This window comes from Flavobacterium sp. MFBS3-15 (genome assembly GCF_026107645.2).
GTDB lineage: Bacteria > Bacteroidota > Bacteroidia > Flavobacteriales > Flavobacteriaceae > Flavobacterium.
The window spans coordinates 133,403-154,589 of the sequence record NZ_JAPCHV010000008.1; the positions used below are offsets into that span (position 1 = coordinate 133,403).

General features: G+C 48.1%; 13 protein-coding genes. 10 read left to right on the forward strand and 3 right to left on the reverse strand.

Going from position 1 to position 21,187, the window contains the following annotated elements; translation table 11 throughout:
* Positions 1–203: 203 nt before the first annotated feature.
* Positions 204–4,262: an Ig-like domain-containing protein gene (locus OGH69_RS08925; RefSeq protein ID WP_265174112.1), complete on the forward strand. Its 4,059-nt coding sequence runs from the start codon at positions 204–206 to the stop codon at positions 4,260–4,262.
* A gap of 200 nt (positions 4,263–4,462) precedes the next feature.
* On the opposite strand, the gene OGH69_RS08930 is transcribed toward OGH69_RS08925, so the two are convergent.
* Together OGH69_RS08930 and OGH69_RS08935 are read right to left on the reverse strand one after the other, a co-directional pair.
* Positions 4,463–4,933, reverse strand: a complete 471-nt coding sequence (locus tag OGH69_RS08930) for a hypothetical protein (protein ID WP_265174113.1) — start codon at positions 4,931–4,933, stop codon at positions 4,463–4,465.
* A gap of 684 nt (positions 4,934–5,617) precedes the next feature.
* The gene (locus tag OGH69_RS08935) at positions 5,618–7,207 is read right to left on the reverse strand and encodes a peptide chain release factor 3 (protein ID WP_265174114.1); all 1,590 of its coding nucleotides are present in this window, start codon (positions 7,205–7,207) and stop codon (positions 5,618–5,620) included.
* A gap of 102 nt (positions 7,208–7,309) precedes the next feature.
* Here OGH69_RS08935 and OGH69_RS08940 point away from each other — a divergent pair, with 102 nt between their 5' ends.
* From OGH69_RS08940 to OGH69_RS08950, 3 genes are all read left to right on the forward strand, one after another.
* The gene (locus OGH69_RS08940) at positions 7,310–7,801 is read left to right on the forward strand and encodes a hypothetical protein (protein ID WP_265174115.1); all 492 of its coding nucleotides are present in this window, start codon (positions 7,310–7,312) and stop codon (positions 7,799–7,801) included.
* A gap of 207 nt (positions 7,802–8,008) precedes the next feature.
* Positions 8,009–8,959 carry a PorP/SprF family type IX secretion system membrane protein gene (locus tag OGH69_RS08945; protein WP_306354380.1) on the forward strand — a complete coding sequence of 317 codons (951 nt, stop codon included), beginning with the start codon at positions 8,009–8,011 and terminating at the stop codon, positions 8,957–8,959.
* An 11-nt stretch (positions 8,960–8,970) separates the two neighbouring features.
* Positions 8,971–10,905: an OmpA family protein gene (locus OGH69_RS08950; RefSeq protein WP_265174116.1), complete on the forward strand. Its 1,935-nt coding sequence runs from the start codon at positions 8,971–8,973 to the stop codon at positions 10,903–10,905.
* 524 nt (positions 10,906–11,429) lie between these two features.
* On the opposite strand, the gene OGH69_RS08955 is transcribed toward OGH69_RS08950, so the two are convergent.
* Positions 11,430–11,738, reverse strand: a complete 309-nt coding sequence (locus OGH69_RS08955; RefSeq protein WP_265174117.1) for a GIY-YIG nuclease family protein — start codon at positions 11,736–11,738, stop codon at positions 11,430–11,432.
* A gap of 661 nt (positions 11,739–12,399) precedes the next feature.
* On the opposite strand from OGH69_RS08955, the gene OGH69_RS08960 reads away from it, so the two are divergent.
* The 6 genes from OGH69_RS08960 to OGH69_RS08985 all read left to right on the forward strand — a co-directional run bounded on the left by OGH69_RS08960 (position 12,400) and on the right by OGH69_RS08985 (position 21,108).
* On the forward strand, positions 12,400–14,400 hold the full coding sequence (locus OGH69_RS08960) for a peptidylprolyl isomerase (protein ID WP_265174118.1): 2,001 nt from the start codon (positions 12,400–12,402) through the stop codon (positions 14,398–14,400).
* A complete protein-coding gene (locus OGH69_RS08965) occupies positions 14,400–15,248 on the forward strand; it encodes a hypothetical protein (protein ID WP_265174119.1) in 849 nt (282 codons plus the stop codon). The genes OGH69_RS08960 and OGH69_RS08965 overlap by 1 nt, the downstream gene beginning before the upstream one ends.
* A complete protein-coding gene (locus OGH69_RS08970; RefSeq protein WP_265174120.1) occupies positions 15,232–16,635 on the forward strand; it encodes a peptidylprolyl isomerase in 1,404 nt (467 codons plus the stop codon). The genes OGH69_RS08965 and OGH69_RS08970 overlap by 17 nt, the downstream gene beginning before the upstream one ends.
* A gap of 204 nt (positions 16,636–16,839) precedes the next feature.
* The gene (locus tag OGH69_RS08975) at positions 16,840–17,793 is read left to right on the forward strand and encodes an AAA family ATPase (RefSeq protein WP_265174121.1); all 954 of its coding nucleotides are present in this window, start codon (positions 16,840–16,842) and stop codon (positions 17,791–17,793) included.
* Positions 17,794–18,160: 367 nt separating this feature from the next.
* On the forward strand, positions 18,161–18,547 hold the full coding sequence (locus OGH69_RS08980; RefSeq protein ID WP_265174122.1) for a hypothetical protein: 387 nt from the start codon (positions 18,161–18,163) through the stop codon (positions 18,545–18,547).
* A 281-nt stretch (positions 18,548–18,828) separates the two neighbouring features.
* Positions 18,829–21,108, forward strand: coding sequence for an aconitate hydratase (locus OGH69_RS08985; protein ID WP_265174123.1), 2,280 nt, complete (start codon positions 18,829–18,831; stop codon positions 21,106–21,108).
* Positions 21,109–21,187: the final 79 nt, after the last annotated feature.

A 21,187-nucleotide genomic window follows, 5' to 3' on the forward strand; every position in this document is an offset into this window, starting at 1 on the left:
ATATTAACCTAATGTAAAGTACGGCAATCCCCATGTTTTGCTGTGCTGGCGGTAATCGCGCATTCTTAACGCTGTGATTTTTTGGGTTTGTAAAAAATTGATTAACAAAAACATAACTGTTATTTTATTTAATAGAAACCTCTTTGGGGCATCGTAATTATAATTTTGGTTGCATTTGAAAAAATAAATCCAATAAAAAAATTATGATGAAAATTTTACGACAGAAAATGTCCGCCTTACTCACTCTTGCAGCCCTGATGATCGGTGTGCTTTCGTGGGGACAGGCATTTACCCTTACCCATGGATTTGGCGGCCCAAGCGGTGTGCCTGCAGGAATCCAGATTGTGTCCTATGACGGTGTTACGGCATGCAGCACAACTTCAAACGGAGCTAATGCAGTGACTACACTCCGGCTGAAAGCCATGCCCGGCTATAATTTTACAGTTACGGGTATTTCAGGAACAGGTGTGCGAAGTAATTCCGGAGCAAGCCTCTTTACCATTGTGTATGTAAACAATGGCAATACAAATACGGGAACCGCGGCTACTATCAGCGGCAGCTCAAGCTGTTCGGGTACGGCAGCATTAAATTCCCTTGTCGTCCCCCCAGCCAACCAACTGGTTCCGGAAAATGCTACGGTCGACATCAAAGTACAGCGTGCCCCGGGAAGTACATCCGGATTAGGGTACAGCCACGTAAAATCAATCGTGATCCACGGTGTTGTTTCTCCGTCCGCTCCTCAGGCTCCTGTGGCTACAGCAGCTACAGATATTGTATCTACAGGGTTTATGGCCAACTGGAATTCGGTGACAGGCGCTACCGGCTACCGGCTTGATGTAGCTACCGATGCTGCTTTTACCCAAATGCACGAGATATATGACAATTTCGCAGTATCGGGAACTTCGCAGTTTTGTGATATCGATATCCTTGCCAATACAACCTATTATTACAGGGTGCGTGCGGAAATCAATACTGCTTCATCGGACGATTCCAACACTATTTCTCTAACTACGCCTAACCCTGTTCCTGCAACTGTGGTAACAACCCAGATTCTTCCGGCAGGCATTACAGCATCGACGGCAACAGCAGGCGGGAACGTAACCGATGACGGGCAGGATGTAGTATCAGCGCGCGGCACGGTATATGCCACCACGGCAAACCCTACCACGGCTTCGTCTCTTACAACTGACGGCACAGGGGAGGGTACTTTTACCAGTAACCTGGCCTCGCTTTCTCCAAATACGCAATATTTCTACAGGGCCTATGCTACCAACAGCACAGGGACATCCTATGGAGCTGAATATTCATTCTGGACGCACGCCAATACTCCGGGTGTACCGGTTACAAGCAACCCTTCGCTTTTTGCGCTGGATATCGCATTGAATGTAAACGGCAACCCTGCCAATACACTGTATGCCATCAGGATTAACGGCGGCGGCAATACCGATATGTATGTGGATGCCAATGGCAACCTTACAGACACCATCGTATGGCTCACTGCTTCACAATGGGGGGCTATCATAAGTGTCGACGTAATCCAGCCCAATACTGCTTATTCGTTTGACGTTGCGGCACAGAATGGCGCAGGCGTTCAGACACCATGGAGCACGGCGGGTACAGGTACTACCGCTGCGCTTGCCGGCCCAACTACGCTTACTTTGATAAGCAACACCATCGACTTTGAGCCGGCATGCCTTAGCACTGACCCGAACGGGGCAATTGGCACCATTACTTTTGATGCTACGAACCTTAGCGGACAGGGCATCGGGCTTGGCGATGTGGCCATCAGCGGCCCGAACGGTGCAGATTTGGAAGGCATCAGCTTTAGCGGAAGCGCTACAGGCACATTTGACGAGGGCGCCTATCTGCTGGAAGATGTGGAAGAAGGTGAAGATGTAACGGTATATGTACGTTTTGACCCTACCGCAGGCGTTAGCTACGGCACGCTTACTTTCGAAATAAAATTGGTTGACCCAATGAACATCACGGCCAACCCGCTGACGCTGGATGTGGTAATCGTTGACCTTCCTGAAGCTCCTGCTGCGCAAACCGTATGCAACGGCTCTACCGTGGCCGACCTCCAGACAACCTCAGGAACCGGCATTAAGTGGTACACTGCCCAAACCGGCGGTACTGCCCTTGCAATGACAGAAGTGCTTACTGCCCAAACTTACTACGCTTCGCAAAGCATAGGCGACTGCGAAAGCGGAAGGATCCCTGTAGCACTTACCGTAAACCCTATACCGGATGCGCCTGTTGCCGCTGCACAGGCATTCTGCGGGACATCAACTGTGGCCGACCTTGTTGTAACTACAGGCACAGCCCCAAAATGGTACAATGTTGAAACAGGTGGTACTGAGCTTGCCGAAACAGAAGCCATAGCTACAGGCAACTACTATGTAACGCAAACCGTAAACGGCTGCGAAAGTCCAAGGACTATGGTTGCCGTTACCGTGAACGCAATCCCTGATGCGCCGGTTGCTGCCGCACAGGCATTTTGCGGTGCAAATACAGTGGCTGACCTTTCCGTAACTACAGGCTTAGCGCCAAAATGGTACGAAGCCGAAACAGGCGGGACAGAGCTTGCCGCAACTGTTGCCATAACAACAGGCACTTACTATGTGTCGCAAACGGTAAACGGTTGCGAAAGCCCGAGGACAATGGTTAACGTAACCGTTAACACAATCCCTGCCGCACCGGTGGTTGACGATGTGCAGCCTTTCTGTACGCAGGCAACTGTGGCCGACCTGGAAGCTACGGGCGAAGGCATACTATGGTACACTACGCCGACAGGCGGTACAGCACTTGCAGAAACTACTGCCCTGACAGCAGGTACATCGATATACTATGCCTCACAAACGGTTAATGGGTGTGAGAGTACACTGAGATCGGCTGTAGCGGTACAGCTTACCGTTACTGCTGCCCCGGCAGCATCGGCACAGGCATTTTGTGGCGAGTCTACCGTAAGCGAACTTATGTCGGGCGGAACTGCCGTTCAGTGGTATGCTGACGAAACCGGCGGTACAGCCCTTGAAGATACGGCCAGCCTCGAAACAGCTACATATTATGTGACCCAGACCATAAACGGCTGCGAAAGCCCAAGGACTCCTGTAGCCGTAACTGTTAATACCATACCAGATACCCCAACGGCTGCTGCCCAGGACTTCTGCGGAAGCGCCATCGTGAGTCAGCTTGCTGTTACGACAGGAACCAACGCACTTTGGTACCAGGACGAAACCGGAGGTACTGCACTTGCGGGTAATGCCGCACTCGCAACAGGAACCTACTATGTATCGCAAACCGTGAACGGATGCGAAAGCCCAAGGGCTGCCGTTGCTGTTACGGTAAACACGGTACCTGCCGTTCCTGCCACCATGCCGCTTACCTTTTGTAATGCCGCAACGGTAGACGGGCTTACTGCGACAGGTGATAACCTTCAGTGGTATGCCGCCGCCACAGGTGGCGAGGCTCTTGAAGCGTCTGCCGCTGTACAATCAGGATTATATTATGTTACGCAAACAGTGAACGGATGCGAAAGCGTAAGGACTGCCGTACAGGTAACACTGAATGTTACTATGGCGCCAACGGCTGCTACACAATCGTTTTGTAATGCCGCTACTGTGGCTGACCTTGAAGTTACAACCGGTACAGCTGTAAAATGGTACGAAGCCGAAACAGGCGGAACGGAACTGGATGCTGAGGCTGCCCTTGAAACAGCGACCTACTACGTGTCGCAAACCATTAACGGATGTGAAAGCCCAAGGACACCGGTAGCTGTTACTGTGACGGAGGTGACGGACATCACCGGTGAAGGGGAGCAGGAATTTGAGGCAGGCGAAACATTGGCCGACCTTGAAGTGGAAGGCGATAATATCGTATGGTATGCTGAAGAAGATCTTATAAATGTGCTTCCTGAAACAACCCTCCTTTCAGACGGCAACACATATTACGCTGTGGCTGCCCAGGGTGGGTGTACAAGCGATGTTTTTGCGGTAGTTGTTGATGAGGTGCTAAGTGCAGGCGGATTTGATAAAGCCGGCCTTAGCTGCTATCCGAACCCCGTGAATGATGTGCTGAACCTTTCTTACCGTGAAGCCATCTCAGGAGTAGTGGTGTACAACTTATTGGGCCAGCCGGTCCTTACGGCAACTCCAAACGCTGCGTCGGCCACGATAGACCTGTCATCGCTTGCCGGTGGGAACTATATTGTAAAAATAACATCGGGCGACAGCTCGGCAACCATAAAAGTAATTAAGCGATAGGTTATTAATTGTTTTTGTGATAAAGGGCTCCCAAAATAAATGGGAGCCTTTTTTATAAACTCATTTCGAAAAAGCGAGACGAATGTAATGTTTAAATTAAGGAGGCATCCTTTGAATTGGAGGATACTTTGGAGTCTTTAGGGGATATGAGGCGGTGATAAACAAAAAGGGTCCCGCTAATTGCAGAACCCGGATATCCCTTAAATATTCTTGAGGGCCAGGGAGGTTAGTTGGGATATCCTGGAGTCCCATTCCTCAGTCTTGTGGAACTGGTTGGAAGGAATCCTCCATATCTTTGTTTCATGGATGCATTCGCCAAACTTTTCGAGTTCTTTGGCGGTAGCATAATCTTTCAGTTTTTCAATCCCGCACATGGCGATGATACCCATTTCGGGGTAAATATTAAGGCTGTGCACGGCAAACAGGATATCGGTTATCCTTTTTCGCTGTTCTGTTGGTGCGGCGGCTACTACCAGTATGTTCCTTTTCTTAATGGTCAGCAGGTAATTGGCCGGCCCGATTTCGGTTACAGCCAACGGCTTTAAAGTAGCCATGCCTGTTTCATCTATATATAATTCTTTTATTGAAGATGGGTTAAGGCGTTTACAAATATCTTTTACGGTGGCAGATTTTCCGGAACTTTTCGATCCTTTAATTATTATGTATTTCATTTAGGGTAACAAGGTGTTTTTGGTGACCTCAAGGTACTGAAACGTGTTAAATAAATCTTAAAAAAACCTACAAAATAAGGCATAGACAAAGTATAGACAACGTATTTATATTGATTTAAAAATCAAACTATTATGTTTAAATGGCAAAATGTGTAGTCCTATGTTGTAGTAAAAAGGGAAGTTTTTTTAAATTCAGGAAGTCATTTTCTGCGTGCAGGGAAGCAGAATCCTGCAATCATGAATGAGTCTCGGAAGCCCTGTCAGCAGCGGTTTTTAAGCTAGTTTATAGAGGCAGGGCCGATACTTTTCCATTTCGAACGAAGTTTACGGAGAGAGAAATCTCGAATGATAACGTAAATAAATTGAGATTTCTCCCGTTGGTCGAAATGGAAGGGCCGCACCTGTCGTTGAATGTGTTTCCATTTCGAACGGAGTTTACGAAGTGAGAAATCTCAGGTGATAACGTAAATAAATTGAGATTTCTCCCGTTGGTCGAAATGGAAGAACGAGATTTCTCCCGTTGGGACGAATGAAAGGGGGATGTTTTCCATTTCGAACGGAGTTTACTGAGAGAGAAATCTCGGGTGATAACGTAAATAAGTTGGGGATTTCTCCTGCTGTAGAAATGGAAACTGCGGAATAGGAATCAATAAAAAAGCCATCTTTTCAGACGGCTTAGTATCGTTAATCAAACTCCGACGTAAAGAACAGCTTTACGCTCGGGTATTTGGATTGTGTCATTTGTATGGAGAAATCCGAGTCGGCCAAAAATACCAGCTGCCCGAATTTGTCTTTGGCCAAAAATTTCTGCTTGATGCGCTTGAATTCGGCGAACTCCTCGTTCTTCGGGTCGTCCGGCTTTACCCAGCAGGCTTTGTAGGCCGGGAAGTTTTCGTAGGAACACTTGGCGCCATATTCATGCTCCAGGCGGTACTGGATTACTTCATACTGCAGCGCGCCCACGGTACCGATGACCTTACGGCCATTCATTTCGAGGGTAAATAGCTGTGCCACACCTTCGTCCATCAGCTGGTCGATGCCTTTTTCAAGCTGCTTGGCCTTCATTGGGTCGGCATTGTTGATGTAGCGGAAGTGCTCCGGGGAGAAGCTCGGGATGCCCTTAAAGCTCATTTGTTCGCCCTCGGTAAGCGTGTCGCCTATCTTAAAGTTGCCCGTGTCGTGCAGGCCGACAATATCGCCGGGGTAGGACACGTCCACAATTTCCTTTTTCTCCGCAAAAAAAGCATTCGGGCTGGAGAATTTCAGGTTCTTGTTATGGCGTACGTGCAGGTAGGGCTTGTTGCGCTCGAACTTACCCGAAACAATCTTCACGAACGCGATACGGTCGCGGTGCTTTGGGTCCATGTTGGCGTGTATCTTGAATACAAAGCCGGCAAACTTGTCCTCATCGGGCTTCACTTCGCGGGTATCGCTGTCCTTAGGCCTTGGCGAAGGGGCGATCTCGATGAAGCAGTCCAACAGTTCTCGCACCCCAAAGTTGTTGAGTGCCGAACCGAAGAACACCGGCTGCAGTTTGCCGTCAAGGTAGGCCTGGCGGTCGAATGCCGGGTACACCTCGTCGATAAGCTCCAGTTCCTCGCGGAGCTTCACTGCCGGCTTTGCGCCGATGATATTGTCGAGTTCCGGGTTGTTGATGTCCGAAAACGCTATGGTTTCTTCTATGTTCTTACGGCTGTCGCCGCTGAACAGGTTGATGTTCTTTTCCCAGATGTTGTAGATGCCCTGAAAGTCGTAGCCCATGCCGATGGGGAAGCTGAGAGGGGTAACGGTAAGGCCGAGCTTTTGCTCCACCTCGTCCATCAGGTCGAACGCATCCTTACCCTCACGGTCCAATTTATTGATGAAAACCAGCATCGGGATATTGCGCATGCGGCACACCTGTACGAGCTTTTCGGTCTGTTCCTCGACCCCTTTTGCCACGTCGATCACCACGATAACGCTGTCTACCGCGGTAAGGGTACGGAAGGTATCCTCGGCAAAGTCCTTGTGGCCGGGCGTATCGAGGATATTGATCTTTTTATCCTTGTAATTGAAAGCAAGCACCGATGTCGCCACCGAGATACCCCTCTGGCGCTCGATCTCCATGAAGTCGGACGTTGCGCCCTTCTTTATCTTGTTGCTCTTTACGGCGCCGGCCTCCTGTATCGCGCCCCCGAAAAGGAGCAGCTTTTCGGTTAGCGTGGTCTTACCCGCATCGGGGTGCGAGATGATGCCGAAGGTGCGCCTTCTTTCAATTTCTTCTTTAAAACTCATGGGTATGCTTTTTATAAAACCGTGCAAAAATAGGGTTTATATTTTGGAAAACATAGTTTTGGGGAAATTGGGTATATTTGAGTTCAGTAATTAAAACGCAAAATGGTTTCATTAGTTAAGGTTGTAGATTGGGATTTGGTTGTAAAGTCGACCGCATTAGCGGTTCCATGTATAGCTACTTATATTGGTTATAGATTTGGACTTAAGTCTAAGAAAACAGAAATTTTAATACAACAAAAAGTCGCAGCTTTTCAGCAAATTAATGAAGGGCTGACAGATTTTAAGCGTTATCTTATGGCAGTAATTGCTGAAAATTCAGGAAATGAATTTGCACCACATCCAGAAGAAGGCGAAGGAGCACTTACTCATAGAGAGAAACTGCACAGGCTTTATGAAAAACATTCTATATTTTTGAGTAGTAAAAGTCGTAAAGAATTTGAAGATTTAATTGGCGAAATGAGTTTACTAAATAATGCTGAACTTAATATTGCAGCAGATAAAAATACAGATATTAATTGGATGTCTGGCTATCCAATATTTGTTGATAAAGTAGATAGAGTCATTGCGGCACTTTACAAAGATCTGAATTTATAAAGATTGCTTCGTCGTTCCTCCTCGCAAAGACTCAAACGTTCTACGTGTGTTTACAAACCTCTCAAGGAAAAATCCGCGCAAACCCGCCAAAATTCCCATCACCTATACTCCCTATTTACACACAATAAGCATTTTACCCTCAATATTTTCCCACATATCCCTGAAAACACTATTTTTACAGCTACAGTTTTTAATTGCTAAGAAAAAGTGTGCCAACCAACAAACTCCAATCCCCTGATAACGAAGCTGGCGCGATGGCTGCCGGTACTCATTATATTTAATGTAATGCAGCTGCCGGCCCAGCAGGACCCGCAGTATACGCAGTATATGTACAACACTCTTACCGTAAATCCGGGCTATACCGGGTCGACCGGCAATCTCGAGGCGACGTTGCAGCACCGCACGCAGTGGGTCGGCATTGATGGGGCGCCGCAAACACAGGCGTTTACCATCCATGCGCCTATGCTGGCCGATAATGTCGGGCTGGGACTGAGCGTAGTAAACGACAGGCTTGGGCCATCTAACGAGACTTTTGTCAATGGGAATTTCTCCTATACACTGCCGTTGGGGGCCGATACCAAAATTGCTTTCGGGCTTCGTGCCGGCGCCCGTATGCTCAACATCGACTGGTCCAAAGGCCGGTACTACCAGGAGGGCGACCCGCTGCTGAATACCAACATCAACAACAGGATAAACGCTACCATTGGGTCGGGCATCTATGTGTACGACGAGAAATGGTATGCCGGTGTTTCGGTGCCGAACTTTTTGCGGTCGGATTATTATGATGACGTGCAGGAGGCTACGGTGTCGGACCGGCTGCACTATTACGTGATGGGCGGCTATGTGTTCGACCTGACGGACGACCTGAAATTCAAGCCGGCAGTGCTGGGCAAGATCGTTTCGGGTTCGCCGCTCATTGTAGATGCCTCGGCCAACTTCCTGATACAAAATACGGTTACGCTGGGCGCTTCCTACCGTTGGGACGATTCGGTGAGCGCGCTGGCCGGCTTCCAGATCACCAAGAGCATCTTTGCGGGGTATTCGTATGACTACTCGGTTACGGAATTGAACAAGTATAATGACGGTTCGCACGAGATCATCCTGAGGTTCCAGTTGGTGCCGTCGGGTTCACGCGTCAAATCGCCACGGTTCTTCTAAAATTGCAAACTATGAAAAGAACATTATTTTTACTGGCTTTCCTTTTTTGCATGACACAGGGCTTTGCGCAAAAGCTCCTGAAAGCCGACCGCAAGTATGCCGCCTTCGAATATACCGAAGCCGCAAAATTATATGAAGACTATTTGGCTGATGCCAAAAAACCGAAAGCTGAGGTAGTGGCCAAAGCCGCCGACTCCTATTATTATATCAATAATATGGGGAGCGCGCTGCGGTGGTATTCCAAACTCCATGAATTGCAGGGCGGGAAAATGAGCGACACGCACTTCCACCGCTACCTGCTGGCCCTGCGCGCCGGAGAGAAATATGAAGTGGCTGATGAATTGCAGTTCAGCCGGATGGAGGCGAGGGGCGACCTGAATGGCATGGGCAGGATGATGCACCAAAAGGCCAACTTTTTTGATTACAGGAACGGCCTTACCGACCATGCAAAGTATAGCGTATCTAACCTGGCGGTCAATTCAAATAAAGCCGACTTTGGCGTGGCATGGTATGGCGATAAGGTAGTGTATGCCTCCAGCCGGGATACCGTAGGCAAAAAGAAATATTCCTGGAACGACCAGCCCTACCTGGTGTTGTATGAGGCCAAACGCGACACCGCTACCGGGGCATTTTCTAAAGACAAAAAGTTTTTGCAGAAAGGCCAGACTACGTACCACAATGCGGCGGCTATTTTTTCGCCTGACCTGAAAACGGTGTACTTCAGTGTAAACAATGTGAAGAAAGGCAACAAGCTGGTGGACGATCAAAAAGGGACGAACAACATACAAATAGTAAAAGGCACCATAAAGGGCGACAAACTCGAAAAGCAGGAGAAGCTGCCATTTTGCAGTGAAGATTTTTCGGTGGGGCACCCCGCTCTGAGTGCCGATGGCAAGTATATGTTTTTTGTGTCGGATATGCCGGGCGGGTATGGCGAAACGGATCTTTACTATGTGGAAATTTACAGCGACGGTACTTTTGGAACGCCGGTAAATGCCGGGCCGGACATCAATACCATAGGGAGGGAGATGTTCCCTTATGTGCAGGGCGATACACTCTATTTTTCTTCGGATGCGCATTACGGGCTGGGCGGCCTGGATGTGTTCTCTGTAAAAATCGGCAAGGACATGGAGTTCGCTTTCCCACTGAATATGGGTGAGCCCATCAACAGCAATGGCGATGATTTTGGGTTTATCATCAACGAAAGAGGAACTTCAGGTTACCTGTCGTCCAACCGCAAAGGCGGTAAGGGTGACGATGATATTTATTTTTTTAAACAGGAAAGGCAGAAGCCGTGTACTTATACAATCTCCGGCACGGTTCGGAATAAAAAAGACGGGCTGCCTATTGCAGGCGTAAGATTGTTGACAGCACATAGCGACTCGGTTGTTTCCGCGATTACTGACATACATGGGAAATATACTTTCAACGCTCCATGCAGTTTAAAACAACACATCACTGCCTCCAAAGAAGGCTATTCTTCAGACGGGAAAGATGTGGAAACGGGGAAAGTGACCGGCGAACTTAAAAATGTCGACTTTGTTTTAGGTAAGTACGAAGAGCTGGTACGCATTGAGGATAACGTAGAGAAGATCGATATCAACCCTATTTATTTTGACTTCGACCAATACTATGTTACCCCGCAGGGCGCTGCCGAGCTGGACAAAGTAGTGTATGTGATGCAGCATTTCCCGGATATCATCATTAGAATCGAATCGCACACCGACTCCCGGGGTAAAGACGACTACAACATGCGCCTTTCGGATGACAGGGCTAAGTCGACGTTCAGTTATATCATTGCAAAGGGCATCGACCCGAAACGCATTGAAAGCGTGCATGGCTATGGCGAATCCCGCCTCCGCAACCAATGCAGCAACGATGTGGAGTGTACCGAAGAGGAGCACCAACTGAACCGAAGGAGTGATTTTATAATTGTGAGGAAGTAGGCCTCACGTTTTCCATTTCGAACGGAGTTTACGGAGTGAGAAATCTCGGTTACATCCGTGAACTTGAGTTTTCTCCCTCCGGTCGAAATGGAAGAGGGGCTCTCGTCGAAATGCGTTTTCCATTTCGAACGGAGTTTACGGAGTGAGAAATCTCTCAGTTGGCTTCCGTGAATTTGAGATTTCTCCCTTCGGTCAAAATGGAAGAGGGGCTCTCGTCGAAATGCGTTTTCCATTTCGAACGGAGTTTACGGAGTGAGAAATCTCTCAGTTGGCTTCCGTGAACTTGAGATTTCTCCCTTTGGTCGAAATGGAAGAGGGGCTCTCGTCGAAATGCGTTTTCCATTTCGAACGGAGTTTACGGAGAGAGAAATCTCTCAGTTGGCTTCCGTGAATTTGAGATTTCTCCCTTTGGTCGAAATGGAATAGAGAGATTTCTCCCGTTGGTCGAAATGGAAGAGGGGATGTCGTCGAAATGCGTTTTCCATTTCGAACGGAGCCTGCGGAGAGAGAAATCTCAGTAAAGATCAAATCTCATCATTAAGGAACTTCCAATCAGGATTGAATTCGGATATAAGGGCATCTTTCTTACTGCGCCTCCATTTTTTTAGCTCTGTTTCTCTGTCGATAGCGATTTGAACATCAGAATAATGCTCCCAATATATCAGATAGAAACATCGGTATTTTGCAGTAAATGCTTTGGATAACGGATCTGGCGTGTTGTGATTGTAAACCCTGTCCCTTAAATCTTTGGTGAAACCGATATATAGTACGGTTTTGACTTTATTAGTCATTATGTACACATAGTAATTATGGGTTCCGAGTGTATTTTGCATATACTAAAATAATGTTTTTTTTTAGATTCTTCCGTTGGTCGGGATGCGTTTTCCATTTCGAACGGAGCTTACGGAGAGAAATCTCGGTTGCATCCGTGAACTTGAGATTTCTCCCTTTGGTCGAAATGGAAGAGGGGCTGTCGTCGAAATGCGTTTTTTCCATTTCGAACGGAGTTTACGGAGAGAGAAATCTTGGTTAATATTCGTGAACTTGAGATTTCTCCCGTTGGTCGAAATGGAATAGAGAGATTTCTCCCTTCGGTCGAAATGGAAGAGGGGATTTCTCCTGCTGTCGGGATGGAAAAATAGAAAATTGACAAACAAACAAAAGCCCAAAGGTTCCGTAAACCTTTGGGCTTTCGTTATCTTTTTAAGGATTACACTAATAAAAGGAGTCGTCCGTTTCATGTCCCGGGCCGGCAAGGAGCAGGCTCAGGGCGGCCAAAAATGTAAAGATATTCTTCATAGCGGGTCAGATAAGGGTGCGAAAGTGTTTCGTACTTTAAATATAGACAATTAAATTGACATAAACCCTCATAATGCAAAATATATTCTTGTTTAGTCTTTATGAATTGTTACTTTTGTTGGTCGCAAAATGCCACGTATACTTTTTGCGCTTACATTGCGTTTACTAACGGTACTTTATAAATTTACAGTTATAATGAAATTAAAACATGTTCTTGCTGGCCTTATGTTCACGGCCATTGCCATTACAGGGTGCAAATCTACACAGGGGAATTCGGCAGAAGCCAAGAAAGAAACCCTTTTTACCATTGACAACAAACCGTATTATACCGACGAATTTATCAGGGTTTACAACAAGAACCTTGACCTTGTAAAGGATGATTCGCAAAAAGACCTCGACAACTACCTCGACCTTTTCATTGGCTACAAGCTTAAGGTGAACAAAGCCTATAAGCTGGGCCTGCAGGAAGGAAAAAAATACCAGGGCGAGCTGAAAACGTACCGTACGCAGCTGTCTAAAAATTACCTGACCGACTCTAAAGTAACCACTGCGCTCATTAATGAAGCCTACGAACGATCCAAAAAAGAGATCAACGCATCTCACATTTTGTTCCTCGCCGATGAGAACGCCCTGCCGGCCGATACGCTGAAGGCCTACAATAAAGCCGTGGATGTACGCAAAAAAATAATGGCAGGCGAAGATTTTGGCAAGCTGGCCGCACAATATTCCGAAGACCCCTCCGCAAAGGAGAATAATGGCAGCCTGGGCTACTTCAGCGTGTTCAGGATGGTGTACCCGTTTGAGTCGGGAGCTTATAACACCCCGAAAGGGCAGGTGTCGCAGCCCATCCGTACGCGTTTTGGCTACCACTTAATTAAGGTGAACGACGTGAGGGAAAACAGGGGCGACATCACCGCGGCGCACATCATGATCATGAAGCCCAAGAAAGACAATCCCGAAGAAGCCGCCAAGGCTAAAAATACCATCAACGAAATATACCAGAAGCTGCAGCAGGGCGAGGATTTTGCCGCGTTGGCAAAACAGTTTTCACAGGACAAATCGACCTCTGCGGGGGGCGGCCAGCTGAACAGGTTCAGCTCAGGCGAACTAAGCTCTACCGTGTTTGAGGATCATGCCTTTGCACTGACAAAGCCGGGCCAGATATCGGAACCTTTTGAATCGGCTTTCGGATGGCACATCGTAAAGCTGATAGAAAAGCATCCGGTAAAAACGCTTGATGAGGTTAAGCCGGATTTCGAGAACAGGATACGCAAGGACGACCGCTCGAAGCTTATTGCGGAATCGATGACCAAAAAGCTGAAGAAGAAATATAGCGTTAAAAAGGATAATGCCGGCTATGAGCTTGCCGTAAAAGCAATAACTGACAGTATTTATTCGGGAGCATGGAAGCTGCCTGCAAACCTTGACGACTATAAGGGAAAAACGGTGCTTGTGATCAATAACGACGGCAAGGCAGATGCTAAAACGTTCCTTGAATATGTAAATGCCCAGCAAAGGTCGCCGCAAACCGCAAAGCCGGTTTCGAGGCTGGCATCGGTTTTGTTTGATAAGTTTACCGAAGAGCAGCTGAATGTATATTATAATGACAACCTTGAGAAGGAATTTCCTGAGTTTGCCGTGGTGATGGAGGAGTACCGCGACGGGCTGCTGCTGTTTGACCTTATGGAGAAGGAAATTTGGGACAAAGCCAAAAACGATACCATTGGGCTGCAGAAATTTTATGACATGAACAAGGCGAACTACCAATGGAAGAACAGGGTAGAGGCTGATGTATACTCATCTACCGATGAGAAAATGGTGAAACAGGCCAAAGAACTGTTAGCACAGGGCAAGGATGCTGCCTTTATCAAAGAGAAGCTGAACGTGGACAAAAAGGTGAACATCATCGAAAAATCGGGCACCTTTGAGGAGGGAAGCGACGCACTGCCAAAACAGGCGGTATGGAAAACGGGTGTTTCTGACATCATCCGTGAAGGGAACTACTACTATGTGGTAAAGATCAACAAGCAAATGCCTGCCGGTGCGAAAACACTCGATGAGGCAAGGGGCCGTGTGATCAACGATTACCAGCAATACCTGGAGGCCAATTGGGTAACGGAGCTGAAGAAAGAATTTACCATAAAGGTAAACCAGGATACTTTTGAAAAAGTAAAGAAACAGATCAATAAAAAGTAATGAAACGTTACCTGCTGCCACTACTGGGACTGCTGGCTTTTTCCTGCAACGATGCCGGGGAAGGGCAGAAACCGCAAGCCGTGGCAAGGGTGGGTGATGCGTATTTATACCGCGACGACCTGAAGGGGATTGTTCCGGCGGGTACCCCGAAAGAGGACAGCATAGCCATCGTAAAGAGCTACATAGACCGCTGGGCTTCGCAAAAGCTGCTGTACAGCAGGGCACAGGTGAACCTGAGCAAGGAGAAGCAGGAGGAATATGACGAACTGATACGCCAGTATAAAGTAGACCTGTATACCAAGGCTTACATGGAGGAGATCGTGAAGTCGAGGGTAGATACGGTAATTGCTGAGGAGGAACTGGTAAAATATTATAACGATAATAAAGGGAATTTTCGCACTACCGGAACCCTTGTGAGGCTCAGGTACATACGGATGGATAAGGAACACCCGAAGTTAGGCACCGTGAAAAGCAGGTTTGGCAGCGGCAATAAAAAGGACCTGAAGGCGTTAAATGACATGGCGATACAGTTTAAAAGCTACGCCTTTAACGATACTACCTGGGTAGAGATGAATGAGGTGTACAGCAAGCTGCCCTTCATCACGCCCGACAACAGGGACAAATACATTGGCAGCGGCATAAGCTACCAATACCCGGATTCGACGGATGTGTATCTGGTAAAGGTGTCCCGAGTGATAGACAGGAACCAGGTGGCACCGTTTGAATACATAAGGCCCACATTGGAACAGGTAATAATAAATAACAGGAAGCTGGAGTTAATAAAGAAGTTTGAAAAAGAGATAACGGATGATGCGATTAAAGACAAAAAGTATGAAGTTTATAAATAGGCTTGCCCTTTTGGGTGTATTGGCATTTTTTGGGATGGCCGCCAGTGCACAGGAGATTATACCTGAAACCCCGAAAGATACGGTAAAACCTGCCATGCCGCAGGGGCGTACCAAAGTTGACGGTGTAATTGCCGTAGTGGGCGACTTTGTGGTGCTGGAGTCGGACATTGACCTTATGTACCGCGAAATGCAGGCGCAGGGCATGCCGATACAGGAAATACCCCGTGGGGAACTGCTGGGCAAACTGATGGAAGACAAGCTGTATGCGCACCATGCGATACAGGACAGTATCATTGTGACCGATGCTGAGGTAAACGAGACCATGAACAGGCAGATTGACTTTTTTGTACAGCAGATCGGTTCGGAAGAAAAGATGGTGAAGTACTTCAAGAAGAAAAACATTGAGGCATTCAGGACAGAGCTTTCGGAACTTATAAAGAACCAGAAGCTTACCGAGCAGATGCAGAAAAAGATAATGGATGAGGTGGAGATTACCCCTGAAGAGGTAAGGCAGTACTTTGCCCAGTTTAAGAAAGAGGAATTGCCTGTATTCGGGGCGGAGATGGAAGTGGCGCAGATCGTGATAAAACCCGAGGTAACGCAGGCCGAAAAGCAAATAGTCATTGACCGCCTCAGGCAGATAAAAAAGGATGTAATTGATGGTTCCAGCTTTTACAGCAAGGCCGTGCTCTATTCGGAAGACCCGGGTTCGCGGTCAAGCGGGGGCTTTATCAAGATGAACCGGAAGTCGCCGCTGGTAAAGGAATTCAAGGATGCGGCTTTCAGTACTGATGAAGGGCAGATATCGGAGCCGTTCGAAACCGAATACGGTTTCCATATCATCTATGTGGAAAAAATACGCGGACAGGACCTGGATGTTAGGCACATACTGCTTTCGCCAAAGGTGACCACTGAAGCGTTGGTAAAAGCAAAAGAGAAAATTGAGAGGATAAGGCAGCGCATTGTGAGTGGTGAAATATCATTTGCCGATGCGGCACGCTCGGAGTCGGAAGATAAAGAGACGCGCAACAGCGGCGGACTGCTGATGAACCCAAGGACGCTTGAGACGCGTTTTGAGCTGACCAAGCTGCCGCCGGAAGTTTATGGTGATGTAGAATCGCTGAAGGACGGCGAGGTATCGCAGCCCATACTGGTGGAAGGTCAAAGGGGTGAAAAGACATACAAGCTGTATACGGTAGCTAACCGCTACGACCAGCACACAGCCGACTATGCCAAGGACTATACCCGAATCAAGGATCTTGCCCTCAGGGAAAAGCAGAAGAAGGCAATTGCCAAGTGGAGTGACCAGAAAATCAAGGATACCTACATAAAGATAAGCCCGGAGTACCAGAATTTCCCGTTTGTGAACAACTGGACAAAAAAATAAGGGGTATTGCCTTAAGGGTATAGGTGATACTGTAAAAATATTTATTAAGTTTGAAGGGTTGTCTTGTACGTGTTGTCATTTCGAACGCATCCGCCGCGGCGGAGGAGTGAGAAATCTCGGTTATAGGGATTGAGATTTCTCCTCTCGTAGAAATGACAGGGAAACTCGGTAAGGCAACCTTTTAATTTTATCCGATAAAACACTATGTCAGACGTAGCAGCGATACAGAATTTAGTCACAAGGCAAAAAGAGCTTAAAAAGGAAATATCGAAAATAATAATAGGCCAGGAGGAAGTAGTGGGCCAGATTGTGCTGAGCATCTTTGCCGGGGGGCATGCCCTGCTGGTAGGTGTGCCGGGATTGGCAAAAACGCTGATGGTAAACACTATATCGCAGGCGCTGGGGCTCGACTTTAAGCGCATCCAGTTTACGCCCGACCTGATGCCGAGCGACATCCTGGGCAGTGAGATCCTGGATGAGAACAGGCAGTTTAAATTCATAAAGGGACCTATATTCTCTAACATCATCCTTGCGGATGAGATCAACCGTACGCCGCCAAAGACACAGGCGGCACTGCTTGAAGCGATGCAGGAAAAGGCGGTAACCATTGCGGGGCATCACCATAAGCTGTCGCTGCCTTATTTTGTACTGGCTACCCAAAACCCGATTGAGCAGGAGGGAACCTACCCGCTGCCGGAAGCACAGCTGGACCGTTTCATGTTTGCCATAAAGCTCGACTATCCTACTTTTGCCGAAGAGGTACAGGTAGTAAAAAGCACTACCAGCGACAACACCGAAAAAATTACGCCTTTGTTTACCGCCCAGGAGATACTGGACTTCCAGCACCTGATACGCCGCATACCGGTGGCCGACAATGTGGTGGAATATGCTGTGACACTTGTCGGGAAGACCCGTCCGGGCAGCCCGCTGGCAAATGATTATGTAAAGAACTACCTCGACTGGGGTGCAGGGCCGCGCGCCTCGCAAAACCTTATCCTGGCCGCAAAGACCCATGCTGCACTGAACGGCAAGTACTCGCCCGACATTGAAGATGTACAGGCAGTGGCTACCGGTATATTGAGGCACCGCATAATCAAGAACTACAAGGCGGATGCCGAAGGCATCACCGAGGAAATGATAATCAAGAAGCTGTTTTAGGACAGCTTTTTTTTATCTGTTCATTTTGCCGTAATGAGATTTCTCACTCCAGGCTGCGTTCGAAATGGAAAGGCCCTTTTGAAGGGGATACGCCTGCGTGAGGGATTGCTTCGCCAATTCGGCTTTCAGCCTCGGGTGAGGCGGTATCCTGCGGAGGCACGGAGCAGATAAAGCCGATAGCCCGGCGCGCAAAGCAATGGAGCGCCACGCCCAAATGTAAAGATTATGAACTTCTTAAAAATTGATAATTTAATATTGTCAACAGATTTTTATTAACCTGTTAATAATATCTCGGAAAAATTATTTACAATACAATAAAATGAATGTAATATTAGTTATATATTTATGGCGCAACTAAAAAAACATTATGAAGACATTACTAAAATTCACGCCTGAGCTTTACTTTATGGGTTTGGGCATTTTTTGGGCGGCCGATAATTATTTTACAGGGGATGTATATAATTATTTTGCCCTTTTAATTGTATGGCTGATGTTCCTCCAGCTATTTTACAAAAACCGTTTCCTTGGGCTTATTTACGGCAGTGCCTTTGGGATCGCTTCGGCGTACATGGCACTTTGGGCGCATCCGGAGTCGGGGGCATTTGAAAAATTTGCTGTCAGCGCGCTCGAGTTCCAGTTAGTCGTTTGGGGCGTATTCGGCATGGGCATGCTTATGGCCGGCCTGATGCTCTACCGCTTCGCTACGGTTAAATACAACTATAACGAAGAAAGCGTGCTTACCGTAACCTATTAGCTTCCGCAATAAAAAGTTCAAAGCCACCTCCATAGAAATTTGGAGCGTGGCTTTTTTATTTTTTTAAGGCCTTTGTTTGTAATTTGATAATATAAAATCGAAATATTACGAATTCCTAAAAAATTGACCCTCTTTCTTAAATTTGTTACCGTTTATTCAGCAAAATAGAATGTTTATAAATAATATTTGCCTGAAACTAAAGAAACAATAAAAATTTTTTAATTGCCGCAGGTTTCCGTAAATTTACGGACTTTTTACAAACGAACATTAATACACTTACTATGGCTTTTGATATTGAAATGATCAAAAAGGCGTATGCTAACATGGCCGAACGCGTAGACAAAGCACGAGAGCTTGTCGGGCGACCGCTTACGCTATCCGAAAAGATTTTATATTCACACCTGTGGGAAGGCACACCTTCCAAAGCTTTTGAGCGCGGCAAGGACTATGTAGACTTCGCACCGGACCGTGTTGCCTGCCAGGATGCCACCGCACAGATGGCCCTCCTCCAGTTCATGCACGCCGGTAAGCCCAAAGTAGCCGTACCGACCACAGTACACTGCGACCACCTTATACAGGCGAAAGTAGACGCGAAAACCGACCTTAAGCGTGCTAAGGAGCAAAGCAACGAGGTATTCGACTTCCTTTCTTCGATATCCAACAAGTACGGCATCGGGTTCTGGAAACCGGGTGCGGGCATCATCCACCAGGTAGTGCTGGAAAACTACGCCTTCCCGGGCGGTATGATGATCGGTACCGACTCCCACACCGTGAACGCGGGTGGCCTTGGCATGCTGGCCATTGGTGTTGGTGGCGCCGACGCTGTTGACGTAATGAGCGGCATGGCATGGGAACTTAAATTCCCGAAACTCATAGGCGTACACCTGACAGGTAAGCTATCAGGATGGACAGCCCCTAAAGACGTTATCCTTAAAGTTGCCGGCATCCTTACCGTAAAAGGCGGAACCGGCGCTGTAATAGAATATTTTGGCGAAGGCGCAAAAGCCATGTCATGTACCGGTAAAGGTACCATCTGCAACATGGGCGCCGAGGTGGGTGCAACGACTTCTACCTTTGGGTACGACGATTCGATGGACCGCTACCTGCGTGCCACCAACCGTGCCGATGTGGCCGACGCTGCCAAAGAGGTAGCTCCTTACCTTACGGCTGATGCTGAGGTATATGCCAACCCGCACGACTACTTCGACCAGGTGATCGAGATCAACCTTTCTGAGCTGGAGCCGCACCTTAACGGGCCGTTCACGCCGGATTTGGCTACGCCGATCTCTAAAATGAAGGAAGAAGCCAAAAAGAACGACTGGCCTTTGCAGGTGCAGGTAGGCCTTATCGGGTCGTGTACCAACTCGTCATACGAGGACATCTCCCGTTCGGCATCCGTTGCGAAGCAGGTGGTTGAAAAGAAACTGAAAACCAAAGCAGAATTCACCATCACCCCGGGATCGGAAGTGGTGCGTTATACCATAGAGCGCGACGGCTTTATCGACACGTTCGATAAGATGGGCGGTACCGTGTTTGCCAATGCCTGCGGCCCGTGCATCGGGATGTGGGACAGGGAAGGTGCCGAGAAGGAAGAGCGCAACACCATTGTGCACTCCTTTAACCGTAACTTCTCCAAGCGTGCCGACGGTAACCCGAACACCCTGGCGTTCGTAGGTTCACCGGAACTGGTAACGGCGATCGCCATTGCGGGCGACCTGGGCTTTAACCCGATCACCGACAAGCTCATCAACGAAGATGGCGAAGAGGTAATGCTGGACGAACCAACAGGCAACGAGCTTCCGCCGAAAGGCTTTGACGCGGAAGACCCGGGCTACCAGGCCCCGGCTGCCGACGGTTCCAAAGTGCAGGTGGTGGTGAGCCCAACTTCCGAAAGGCTTCAGCTGCTTGCCCCGTTTGAGCCATGGAACGGCGAGAACATCATGGGTGCCAAGCTGCTGATCAAGGCATTCGGGAAATGTACTACCGACCACATCTCGATGGCGGGTCCGTGGCTGCGTTTCCGTGGGCACCTCGACAACATTTCGAACAACATGCTTATCGGCGCGGTAAACGCCTATAACCAAAAGACCAATAACGTGAAGAACCAGGTAACGGGCGAGTACGAAGCCGTTCCTGCAACTGCGCGTGCCTACAAGGCTGCCGGCATACCGAGCATCGTGGTGGGCGACCACAACTACGGCGAAGGCTCATCGCGTGAGCATGCCGCCATGGAGCCAAGGTTCCTGGGCGTTAGGGCGGTGCTGGTAAAATCGTTTGCACGTATCCACGAGACGAACCTTAAAAAGCAGGGTATGCTCGCGCTTACCTTTGCCAATGAGGCCGACTACGACAAGATACAGGAAAACGACACCTTCAACTTTGTTGACCTGAAGGAGTTTGCTCCCAACAGGCAGCTAACCCTTGAGGTGATCCACGACGACGGCACAAAGGACACCATCCTGTGCAACCACAGCTACAACGAAGGCCAGATCGGCTGGTTCGTAGCAGGGTCGGCACTGAACCTTATCGCAGCCGCCGGCGCCGAAGCCGCAAAAGCGTAAATAATTTTTAGTTTTTAAATAGGAACTCCCCGGTGAAAGCCGGGGAGTTTTTTTATTCCCCTCCCCTAAAGGGGTGCCC

What these genes read in the sequence shown, in the direction of transcription:
- OGH69_RS08925 (WP_265174112.1), top strand. Translation starts at nt 204, where the DNA reads ATGATGAAAATTTTACGACAGAAAATGTCCGCCTTACTCACTCTTGCA.
- OGH69_RS08930 (WP_265174113.1), bottom strand. Translation starts at nt 4,933, where the DNA reads ATGAAATACATAATAATTAAAGGATCGAAAAGTTCCGGAAAATCTGCC.
- OGH69_RS08935 (WP_265174114.1), bottom strand. Translation starts at nt 7,207, where the DNA reads ATGAGTTTTAAAGAAGAAATTGAAAGAAGGCGCACCTTCGGCATCATC.
- OGH69_RS08940 (WP_265174115.1), top strand. Translation starts at nt 7,310, where the DNA reads ATGGTTTCATTAGTTAAGGTTGTAGATTGGGATTTGGTTGTAAAGTCG.
- OGH69_RS08950 (WP_265174116.1), top strand. Translation starts at nt 8,971, where the DNA reads ATGAAAAGAACATTATTTTTACTGGCTTTCCTTTTTTGCATGACACAG.
- OGH69_RS08955 (WP_265174117.1), bottom strand. Translation starts at nt 11,738, where the DNA reads ATGCAAAATACACTCGGAACCCATAATTACTATGTGTACATAATGACT.
- OGH69_RS08960 (WP_265174118.1), top strand. Translation starts at nt 12,400, where the DNA reads ATGAAATTAAAACATGTTCTTGCTGGCCTTATGTTCACGGCCATTGCC.
- OGH69_RS08965 (WP_265174119.1), top strand. Translation starts at nt 14,400, where the DNA reads ATGAAACGTTACCTGCTGCCACTACTGGGACTGCTGGCTTTTTCCTGC.
- OGH69_RS08970 (WP_265174120.1), top strand. Translation starts at nt 15,232, where the DNA reads ATGAAGTTTATAAATAGGCTTGCCCTTTTGGGTGTATTGGCATTTTTT.
- OGH69_RS08975 (WP_265174121.1), top strand. Translation starts at nt 16,840, where the DNA reads ATGTCAGACGTAGCAGCGATACAGAATTTAGTCACAAGGCAAAAAGAG.
- OGH69_RS08980 (WP_265174122.1), top strand. Translation starts at nt 18,161, where the DNA reads ATGAAGACATTACTAAAATTCACGCCTGAGCTTTACTTTATGGGTTTG.
- OGH69_RS08985 (WP_265174123.1), top strand. Translation starts at nt 18,829, where the DNA reads ATGGCTTTTGATATTGAAATGATCAAAAAGGCGTATGCTAACATGGCC.